The sequence below is a fragment of the Protofrankia sp. CiP1_Cm_nod1 genome (assembly GCF_920888515.1).
Taxonomy (GTDB): domain Bacteria; phylum Actinomycetota; class Actinomycetes; order Frankiales; family Frankiaceae; genus Protofrankia.
This window is the reverse complement of the sequence record NZ_CAKKTM010000154.1, coordinates 1-2,920: the sequence shown is the minus strand read 5'-3', so window position 1 is coordinate 2,920 and position 2,920 is coordinate 1. Positions and strand designations below refer to the sequence as shown.

General features: G+C 73.7%; 2 protein-coding genes and 1 pseudogene. All 3 read right to left on the bottom strand.

What is annotated here, in order from left to right:
- Positions 1–332, bottom strand: a pseudogene (locus NBX02_RS07665) (hypothetical protein); the annotation flags it as partial.
- A 248-nt stretch (positions 333–580) separates the two neighbouring features.
- Positions 581–2,194 carry a hemolysin family protein gene (locus NBX02_RS07660; RefSeq protein ID WP_445548312.1) on the bottom strand — a complete coding sequence of 538 codons (1,614 nt, stop codon included), beginning with the start codon at positions 2,192–2,194 and terminating at the stop codon, positions 581–583.
- 84 nt (positions 2,195–2,278) lie between these two features.
- A complete protein-coding gene (gene ybeY / locus NBX02_RS07655) occupies positions 2,279–2,755 on the bottom strand; it encodes an rRNA maturation RNase YbeY (RefSeq protein ID WP_250287549.1) in 477 nt (158 codons plus the stop codon).
- Positions 2,756–2,920 lie beyond the last annotated feature (165 nt).

Below are 2,920 nucleotides of genomic sequence, written 5' to 3'. Positions count from 1 at the left end.
GCGTCGGCCGCACCCGCGGCGTCCGGCCCGGACCCCGACAGTGGCCCGGCGAGACGGTCGGAGACGATCGCCGCCGCCTCGAAGCGGCGTGCCCCGCTGGATGCCGCCGCGGCGACGGCGGCGACGAGCGCGGAGACGGTCAGCCGCTCCCGCGCGTTCTCCACGGTCGCCGCCACGTAGGTCCGCCCGTCGGTGTCGCGGACGGCCGCGCCCTCGGCGGCCGCGGTACCGCCCCGGGGGACGTAGGCGCGCAGCCTCGCCGACCGGGCGAGGATCACGAGCTTGGCGTCCTCGGCCGACAGTGAGCCGTGATCGATCCGGGTGGCGGCCAGGCTGCCGCCGGGCGCGTCCGGTCCGCCGCCGGCCCCGCGGTTGTCAGCACCGCCGTCGGCCCGTGTGCTAGCGGCCCGCGCGTTGTCGACCCGCGCGTTGTCGGCCCGCGCGTTGTCGGCCCGCGCGTTGTCGGCCCGCGTGCTGTCGACCCGCGTGCTGTCGACCCGCGTGCTGTCGACCCGCGTGCTGTCGGCCTGCGCCTCCAGGTCCAGCTCTGACACGCCGCCTGCCCCTGCCTTGTCGAAGATCATGTGCGCGCCCCGGAAGCGGCACGGCGCGTGACAGGGCCGGTGGCACCCGCCTCACCGCCCTGCCTCCGCCCACCGTCGCCGCCGACAGCACCCACGGTATCTATATCATTACCAAAAGCATTGCTCGTACCGCTCGTACCGTCCGTACGATTCTTACCGGTCCGGCCGTCACCGCCCTGCTCCCTGCCCGCCCGGCGACTGCCCGCGTACGCTGCCTCACCCTCGAAGCCCCCGGGGCCCCCGGCCGCCCTGGTGCTTCCGGGCCCGTCGCCCCGGGATGTGCCGCCGCCGGCCGCGTCACGCGTGGGCGTGGACGCGGACCCACCGGCGGTGGCGTTCCCGGCCTGCCCGGACGACCGCCGCACCACCACGGTACCGATCTGGTTGCGCCGGCCGGCGGCGCTCTCGGCGGTGAGCGTGACCACGCCGACGGTCGCCGTCGCCCCGGGCAGCGGCACCCGGCCCAGCGCGTTCGCCAGCAGCCCGCCGACGGTCTCCACGTCGTCGGAGCCGGGCAGCTCGTCCGTGCCGAAGAGCTCGCGCAGATCGTCCACGCCGAGCCGGGCGGTCACCCGGGCGGTGTCGTCGTCGATCCACTCCACCGGGACGATCTCGGCGTCGTACTCGTCGGTGATCTCACCGACGATCTCCTCGAGGATGTCCTCGATGGTGACCAGCCCGGCGGTCCCGCCGTACTCGTCGATGACGATCGCCATGTGGGTCCGGGACGCCTGCATCTCGCGCAGCAGGACGTCGGCGTGCTTGCTCTCGGGCACCAGTGCGGGTGGCCGCATGACGTCGGCGACGGGCCGGGTGTCCCAGCCCTCGCGCTCCCGGCCGACCATGTCCTTGAGGAAGGCGATCCCGACGACGTCGTCCACGCTCTCCCCGATCACGGGGATGCGGGAGAAGCCGCTGCGCAGCGCCAGCGAGATCGCCTGGGCGACGGTCTTCACCGACTCGATGTAGACCATGTCGGGCCGGGGGACCATGACCTCGCGCACCAGGGTGTCCCCGAGCTCGAAGACGGAGGCGATCATGTCGCGCTCGCCGCGCTCGATGACGGAGTTCTCCTCGGCGAGGTCGACGAGGTCGCGCAGCTCCGCCTCGGTGGCGAACGGGCCGTCGCGGTAGCCGGGGCCGGGGGTGACGGCGTTGCCGAAGGCGATCAGCAGCCGTGGCAGCGGCCCGAACATCCGGCCGAGCCAGCTGGTCAGCCCGGCGGTCGCGAGCGCGATCACCGGGGCGTGCTGGCGGCCCAGCGTCCGGAACACGACCCCGACGAAGATGTAGGCGAACAGGGTCCCGACCAGCGCGCCGAAACCGACCGCGATGAACCCGGCACCATAGGTATGCACCGCGATGACGGTCACGCACGCGGCGGCGACCATCTCCCCGACGATCCGCAGCAACAGCAGCAGCGCCAGGTACCGCCCCGGGTCGGCGACGATCGTGGCCAGGCTCGCGGCCCGGGGGCGCCCCGCGCGCACGAACCCCTCGACCGCGACCCGGGAGACCCTGGTCAGCGCGGCGTCGATGCACCCGATCCCGGCCGCGAACAGCGTGGCCAGCACCGCGAGCAGCAGCAGTGGAACATCACCGTAGCCCATTGGTCCGCCCTGTCAGCTCCCCCCACAGGCTCAGTGCGCGGCGCTCCGCTGGCCCGTCCGCTGCGTGGCGCTTCCCAGGCACGCTCAGCGCGTACCGGCGGCGCGGGCGGCGGCCCAGGCGGCCAGCAGGTGGGACTGCTTCGCCCACATCTCCCGCTCCTCGTCCGGCTCGGCATGGTCGTAACCGAGCAGGTGCAGGATGCCGTGCGTGCACAGCAGGTGCATCTCGTGCTCGGTCGAGTGCCCCGCCTTGGCCGCCTGCTTACGGGCGACCTCCGGGCACAGGACGACGTCACCGAGCAGCAGGGTCGGGTCGTCCTCGCCCGAATCCGGCGCGGACGGGTCGAACGCGTCGTCCTGGGGGAAGGCCAGCACGTCGGTCGGGCCCTCCTCACCCATGTAGCGGACGTGGAGCTCCTCCATGGCGACCTGCTCCACCAGCATGACCGACAGCTCCGCCAGCGGGTTGACCCTCATCGTGTCCAGCACGAACCGGGCGAGCGCGGTAAGGGTGACCTCGTCGGTCTCGACACCCGACTCGTTCGCCACGAACACGGCCATCAGTGATCCATCCTCATCCGGCGCCGCCGTCCGCGGCCCATCGTCGTCGGCAGGCCCATCATCGTCGGCATGCGCTCCGGTCCGCGAGCCGGCGGGCGCCGCGGCCCCGGCCTGCCGGCCGGCAGGCCCGTCATCGCCGGTCCCGGCGGCCGGCCTGGGCCGGCC